This is a genomic window from Rivularia sp. UHCC 0363 (genome assembly GCF_034931125.1).
Classification (GTDB): domain Bacteria; phylum Cyanobacteriota; class Cyanobacteriia; order Cyanobacteriales; family Nostocaceae; genus Rivularia.
On record NZ_JAYGHM010000004.1, the window covers coordinates 131,781 to 138,621 of the forward strand.

4 protein-coding genes are annotated in these 6,841 nt (G+C 35.5%); 2 read left to right on the plus strand and 2 right to left on the minus strand.

Features of this window, described 5'->3' with window-relative positions; all coding sequences use genetic code 11:
- Positions 1 to 214 precede the first annotated feature (214 nt).
- On the minus strand, positions 215 to 2,950 hold the full coding sequence (locus VB797_RS03985) for a TIGR02921 family PEP-CTERM protein (protein ID WP_323236336.1): 2,736 nt from the start codon (positions 2,948 to 2,950) through the stop codon (positions 215 to 217).
- A 369-nt stretch (positions 2,951 to 3,319) separates the two neighbouring features.
- On the opposite strand from VB797_RS03985, the gene VB797_RS03990 reads away from it, so the two are divergent.
- Both VB797_RS03990 and VB797_RS03995 read left to right on the plus strand, forming a co-directional pair.
- A complete protein-coding gene (locus VB797_RS03990; protein WP_323236337.1) occupies positions 3,320 to 4,102 on the plus strand; it encodes a hypothetical protein in 783 nt (260 codons plus the stop codon).
- Positions 4,103 to 4,180: 78 nt separating this feature from the next.
- Entirely contained in the window at positions 4,181 to 5,338 is a 1,158-nt protein-coding gene (locus VB797_RS03995; protein ID WP_323236339.1) for a radical SAM protein, read from the plus strand.
- A gap of 46 nt (positions 5,339 to 5,384) precedes the next feature.
- On the opposite strand, the gene VB797_RS04000 is transcribed toward VB797_RS03995, so the two are convergent.
- Positions 5,385 to 6,653, minus strand: coding sequence for a tetratricopeptide repeat protein (locus VB797_RS04000; RefSeq protein WP_323236340.1), 1,269 nt, complete (start codon positions 6,651 to 6,653; stop codon positions 5,385 to 5,387).
- Positions 6,654 to 6,841: the final 188 nt, after the last annotated feature.

Consider the following 6,841-nt stretch of genomic DNA (forward strand, 5'->3'; position numbering starts at 1 on the left):
TACTAACTACTAACGGATTTAGCCATTCGTAGGTTGGGTTAGGTTCACCGTCATATATAAACTTGAACAAACAATCTATATTTGAACCGTAACCCAACATCATATTCATCCACAATTATCATGTTGGGTTACGACACGATAAATTAATTACTTCGTCACAAGCTAATTTTTTTTCTTGTCTAACCCAACCTACAAGCTACAAGCTGATAATTGATTAACCTTTCCGCTTCACAACCCAAAGCAACAACAACCCACTTCCAGCTAATACCAATCCATTAGAAGACTCCGGTACGCTGGTTTTTAACGGATTATTCGGTTTAGTCAAATCTTCTTTACCACTTTCTAATTTGCGATCGAATCTATCTTTCGCTGCTTCGGCTTCTTTAAGTAAACGTCTTTGTTCGTCATTTACTAACACTAACATGGAAGAATAAGGCGAAACTAGTTTATATTTCTTGGCTATAGCATGAATTGCATCTAAGCTTTCTAGGTTATCTAGTTTAACTTGTTTGCTCAATCCCCTAATTAATTGTTTTGCTGCAAGTTGTTGAAAACCAGTTTGTTGAGTAGAATTATTCTCGGATTTTCCCAGATACCAAGCGTAACCATCAACTACGTCAACTACAGAATCTCCCAGAGTTGCTTTTGTGGCAATTCTTTGCAATACTTCGGGTAGTGATGTCGAAACTCCACCACCGCTATCTTGAATTGCTTTGATTATGCCGTCGGTGTAAGCTGGGGGTAGTTCGCTACTGTGTACAATCCATAATGGTGCGGATGTAGTGGGAATTTCTTTGTTATTTTTGGATAATTCATAATTTCCGACATCTGTTAACAGCAATATTGCATCATAAGAAGTTTCTCCCCGAAGCTGGTTGAATTGCTTTAACATTTCTGGATATTGTAAGCTTCCGTAAAAGGTAAATTTATCGGCTTTGAATTTACGGATGTCGTCTAAACGTTGCGATTTTGCTTTTCCAGTAGCGGTAATATATAAGTCTGCATTGTTATTTTTCAAGTTTTTTTGCAGCCATGTTAAGTTTTGCGATAATTCTTTGACATGGGAATCCATGCTACGAGATGTATCGAGAATTAATGCAAAACTTTTATTTTGGGGTAAGGAATAATCTTTTTTAGATAACGGTTTGGCTGTGATTTTGTAACCTTCAGTTAATTCTATTTCGTGAGATTGTGGTTTTGATTTTTTAGTAGTTATAAAGTCTTCTAACCAAGCATCTTTATCAATTTTTACCTGTTTACCGTTGCGAATGCGTTTGGTTTGATCTGTCCAAAAGATGTTACGCTTCTCTCCTAATGTTGGTAAAGCCACACCTCGATCTTGAACCATCACTTGATAAGTTAGCCATAAATTCATTTCTGTAGCAACGGGTGGTTGATTTTCGATTTGCTCTACATTATTACGAGGAATTGGAAACGCTCTTAAACGATAATTTCTTGGCCCCACTTGTTCTAATAAAGCTGGATCTATAGGACGTTCTCTTCTGACTTGAGAATTATAAACCTTTTGCGCTGCACCTCTGGGGGAAACGACAAATTCAAAGCGTTTATTGCGATCGCTGGTGTCTCCCAACCATAAACCCGTAATTACTCCGCTTTCCGGTAAGGAAAAATAGTAAAATATTTCTTGAACTTCCGGTGTTTGGTTTTTGTACACTTCGTAGAGTTCCACCTCAGCATAATTTTCATTTTCTTTGACGGTAATTTGCTGGGATTCCAACCAAACTTTTTTCTCGTTGATGTTTAGTAAACCAGCTTTAACTTCTTGTTCGTTAAAAGTAGATTGTACTGCATGAGTAATAGCTGGTGCTTCTGATTTTTGGATGGGACGATCGAAGAATTCCTCGTAAAGTTTTTCGGCTTTTTTAATATCTTGTTGCGAACCGTTATATAAAAAAGGTGAGATGAAAAAGTTGTGAACTTCTTGTACCGCATCCGCAGCAGATTTATTTAAACCTAAAATTTGACGATACATTGCGCTAATTTGATTACTATCTTGTCTGCTACTAAGATAGCGATATGAAGATAAATAAGCGTTTACTAAACCTTCTTGAATTTGATTTGATTTAGATAATAAAACTTGCCGGTTACTGTCTGTAGTCGCAGGATTATTTAACAAAGAAAATGCCTGTACTTGCGGCTGTTGTTGTAAGGTAAGAAATAAGATTACAGAAGTAGCTAAAACTCCACTGGAACCAAATAAAGCTCTTTTTTTACCATACCTTCCAGCAAATTCTCGGATGACTTTTTGCCCGGAATAAATGTACATTCCCGATAGAATCGAAGGCATGACAACGAATAAAGCAAAGCTCAAACCAACTAATAGTACAAAAAGCGGTGATAACCACGAACCATAAGTGAAAAGATCGCGAGTTACAGATTCCCATAGTATTCTTAACCATTCAAACTTGATAAATTCCTGTCCAAGAAATGCCGTAAAAGGTAATGCATAAAAAAGCAATAAACCCCCTGCATAAACACCAAACAACAACATTAAACTGTTTGATAGCATCTGTATCCACTGCAAACCTGTTTGACGACGGTTATTATAACCCCACAGTAAATCTACAAAAAATGCTGCAATAGATAAAGCCGCAGTAGCAATAATATGAATGCTCGCGGGTGTCATTTCTCTGATTAAGAATAATCTCAACCAACACAGGAGAAATAAAGGTGCTTCCACACCATAAAATAAACGGATTAGTTGTAAAGGTCGTTTTCTAATCCAAGCTCCAAGAATACTGCAAGCTGTAGGAATCGTAACCAAAGCAATGACGGTTAAAGAAAATTCGAGAGGAGTGTCACCTCTAAGAGTTGATGCAAATAAAAATGGTGCAAGGAAAGGTAATATACCAAAATATACTATCGCTAAAAAAGTTAGATTCCACAGCCAAAAAATGGCTTGAAATATTACATTCCAAAAAGTTTTCACTCCAAACCCTCCAATCCAGAAGTTTGCGTAGCTGGTAATAATATATCTACACAGTCTAACTGCTGGATTTATGATTTAACTTTGTAAAGAATTCTAGAGAATTTATGAACTTATCATGAAATATATTTTTAATGTATATTAAGAAACGCAATTATATGCAGTATAAATACGTAATAAAAATATTTTTTCTTTTATTTTTGAGCAAGTGGATAAAAAAACAGCTTCAAATCTATAGTAAAGTGAAAGGTATATTGAAGTTTGCAAATCATCGCTTAACTTGAAAAAAACGCGATAGTGTTACAGTTTACTTTGAATTTAGCCATGATGTATGTAAAAATACGGCAAAGCTAATATTCTTTTAAGGTTAATATGCAAGGAAATCAAAACAAGGGTAAGGCTCAAATTGTTACAGCTATCTTAATCGCTGGAGGATTTGTGAGTCTGTACAACCAAGGATTAGTAGGACAAGTTGCTCAATTTCTCAGCGCTAATATCTCTCCGAAAGCTGTAGCACAGGAATTAAACTTATCTGAAGGTACTTTGTTAGCAAAAGGATATCCTTTAACTCCAGAAATTATTATCAAAGAGTATAAAGCTGAAAAAGTTGTCATGAAAGATAGACAGGTCTTTTTGATTCTCTTTAATGGCAAAAAAATAACTGCTCCAGATGGAATTTATGAGTTTCCAGAAGCTGGAAAATTTGTAGTTGAGAAAGGTGTTTGGCAGAAAATCAGCGGTTATTTTGGTACTCCAGAAGAAGAAAATGGTAAAGGTGTTTTTATTGAAGTAGAATGTCCCACAAACCCTGGTGGAGTCTGTTCTCCTTGGGATCAGGGTTGGGAATTGATTTTACAGCCAGAAGAAAGTTACTTGCCGATAGAAAAAATTGCTGATAAATTAGGTATTGCAAAATTAGTTATTGAAGACCGGAAAGTATTTGCGCTTGACGTAAAAGAACAGAAAGTAAAAATTCCCGATGGTTTTTATATTTTAGAAAATCAAAAGTTGCAAATTAAGAAACAAGAAATTATTTGCGACCCTAAAGCTTGTCAACCTCCTCAAGGAGAGTTTGTATTTAATAAAGAAGGATATTCCCCAAATAATTCTCAAAAAGTAGATGTAAAAGCCATTTTTGCTAGCATTCAACAATAGGGTTTTCTGTATTCTATGAGTAGGTTGAAATCTCAACCTACTTTTATTAAATAAACAATCTACAAATAATTAAGAATTATGCACTTCATTATTAAACTAAGCAAACTTTGTAATTTACGCTGCAATTACTGTTACGAATATGCAGAACTTGCCAATAAAGAAAGAATGCCACTAGAAAAGGTAGAATTCTTTTTTCGAGGTTTAGCCGAATATATCAATTTTCAACCGAATCCAGAAGAGTTTAAACCCCATTTTATTTTACATGGAGGCGAACCACTTTTATTACCTCCCGATTATTTACGTACCTTAGTACAAATCCAGGAAAAATATCTTACTTCTGAGGGAATTGAATATTCCAACTCGGTACAAAGTAACTTAGTTAATTTACCACAACGTACTATTGACCTACTCAAAGAGCTTAATTTACATTTGGGTATCTCATTTGATGTTTTTGGCAATCAAAGAGTAGATATTAAAGGACAAGATAGCCAAGAGAAGGTATTACCAAACATTCAGAAACTAATTGATCATGAAATTCCTTTCGGTGCAATTACCGTTTTGCATCGTCAAAATTACCAGAATGCATTACAAACTTATGATTTTTACAATCAATTAGGTATAGATTATCGTATTTTGCCCATTTTTAGCCTTGATTCAGAAAGTGATGAAAGAGTTAAAAATCTCGCTCTTTCTCCTCAAGAAATTATTGAAGTATATCAACAAGTTGCTAAAAAACAGTTTGCGGCTTCAGGAAGTATCAAAGTTTATCCCCTCTACGATTACTTTACTGCTGCATCTAGTTATTTATCAAAACAAAAAATTTCCGAATATAATCCTGCTCAAAAAGAATGGGCTTTGATTATTAACGTCAATGGAGATATTTATAATGATGGTGAAGCTTATCTTCCTGAAGGTTTAATGGGAAATATTTTTCGACAATCCCTAACAGAAATATTTGCTTCTCCAGAATATCAACAGGTTTGTCATATTAGAATGCAACGTACCTTAACCTGTCGTAAATGTCCTTTCGATTTAACTTGTAACCAATTACCAATTGCAGAAGCTTGTCCCAGCGAAAGAATTTATAGTGAAACAGGAGAATTAATTTGCGCGATCGCGAAACCCACAATCGAATTTATGATTAGGGAAATCGAAGCAGTTGATGCTGCTAAATTGCTGTTAAAGTCTTACACTCATTTATCAAATCCCATGACTGCTAAGGTTACATTGGTTTAATAGGAAACGGAAAATCGGGAATGAAGAAAATCTAAAATCTAAGATCCTATTTATCAAAATCTCTTTCCAAGTCGTGAATCACCGTTTCGATATACCATTCATCAGACCTTCCAGGATAATAAAATTTTGCTTGTTCGATTAATCTTTGAGCAATTTCCCATTGTCCACCGACTAATCTTAGTAACCGAGAACGCAATTTTTCGTAATTATTTTGCTCGCTTTCAGGTGCGGGAGAACTTATCTTTTTCAAGTTTTCTAAAACTTGCTGATAATTATCCCAATCTTCTTTTTCACAATAAATACTTGCTGCTTGCTGAAAATCATTAATTGCTTGGGGAAGTTCTTCCATCCGAACATTACATAAACCGCGATTATAGAAAGCAGTAGCACTACGAGAATTAATTTCCAAAGCTTGAGCATAATCTTCAATTGCACCCAAATAATGACCTATTGCTTGATAAGCATTACCCCTAGCAACGTAGATTAAATCATCTTCAGGCTGAATTCTTAACGCTTGATTAAAATCAATAATAGCCCCTTGATTATCCCCCAATTGCAAACGTGCTTTACCACGATTACGATAAACAGCAGCATCTTCAAAATTCAATTGTAGCGCTGTATTAAAATCTGCGATCGCTTCCCGATATTTTCCCTGCTTGCAATATACAACCCCACGACAACAGTAAGCTTTCCCATCCTGAGAATCTGCTCTTATTACCCAATTCAAATCTTCCATCGCTTCTTGGGTGTTTCCCTGCTCTGCTTTCTCCAACAAAGTGGTAAAATAATCCTGCTCGGATATTATTGGTGTAGTTTGCAATAGTGGTTTTTCGACAAAAAGCTCTTGTTTACGAGGCTGTAGCTGCTTCAACTTTTCTAAAACCAGCTTCGCACGAGAAGTATCTTTCTGTTCCAAATATAGTTCAGCAGCCCTTTTAAAACTAGCGATCGCGCTTTCAATATTTCCCAATTTGCGCTCTACTATTCCCCGCAGATTATAAGCAGCAGCTTGGTAAGAATTGAGTTCGATAGCGCGATCAACATCTTTCAAAGCACCAGGGAAATTTTTCAACGCTAACCTTGCTAAAGCACGACAATAATACGCTTCCACACTGTAAGGATTTCGTTGCAAAACTTCATCATAATCAAAAACAGCTTGGGGAACGTGACCCAAATCGTAGTATGCTAAACCTCGTTGATAGTAAGCCTCAACTAACTCAGGATTAACTTGCAGCGCCTGAGTAAATTCCTTAATAGCACCAGCATAGTCTTTCTGCTTTGCCCTTTCTAATCCTAGATCGAAAAATTCTTCCATAACAGTTAACGCTTAACTTAATGAATAATTATAGATACATATCTTAACTGACAAATTATGAAATGGTGATTGGGAATTGGGAATTGGTAATTGGTAATTGGTAATTGGTAATTGGTAATTGGTAATTGGGAATTGAGTCTTTTCATCCTAATTTTTATCTTATACATTTATAACTCCTAACTCTTAAC

Bases quoted from the DNA above. Each gene is read 5' to 3' on its own strand.
- VB797_RS03990 (WP_323236337.1), top strand. From the start codon at position 3,320: ATGCAAGGAAATCAAAACAAGGGTAAGGCTCAAATTGTTACAGCTATC.
- VB797_RS03995 (WP_323236339.1), top strand. From the start codon at position 4,181: ATGCACTTCATTATTAAACTAAGCAAACTTTGTAATTTACGCTGCAAT.
- VB797_RS04000 (WP_323236340.1), bottom strand. From the start codon at position 6,653: ATGGAAGAATTTTTCGATCTAGGATTAGAAAGGGCAAAGCAGAAAGAC.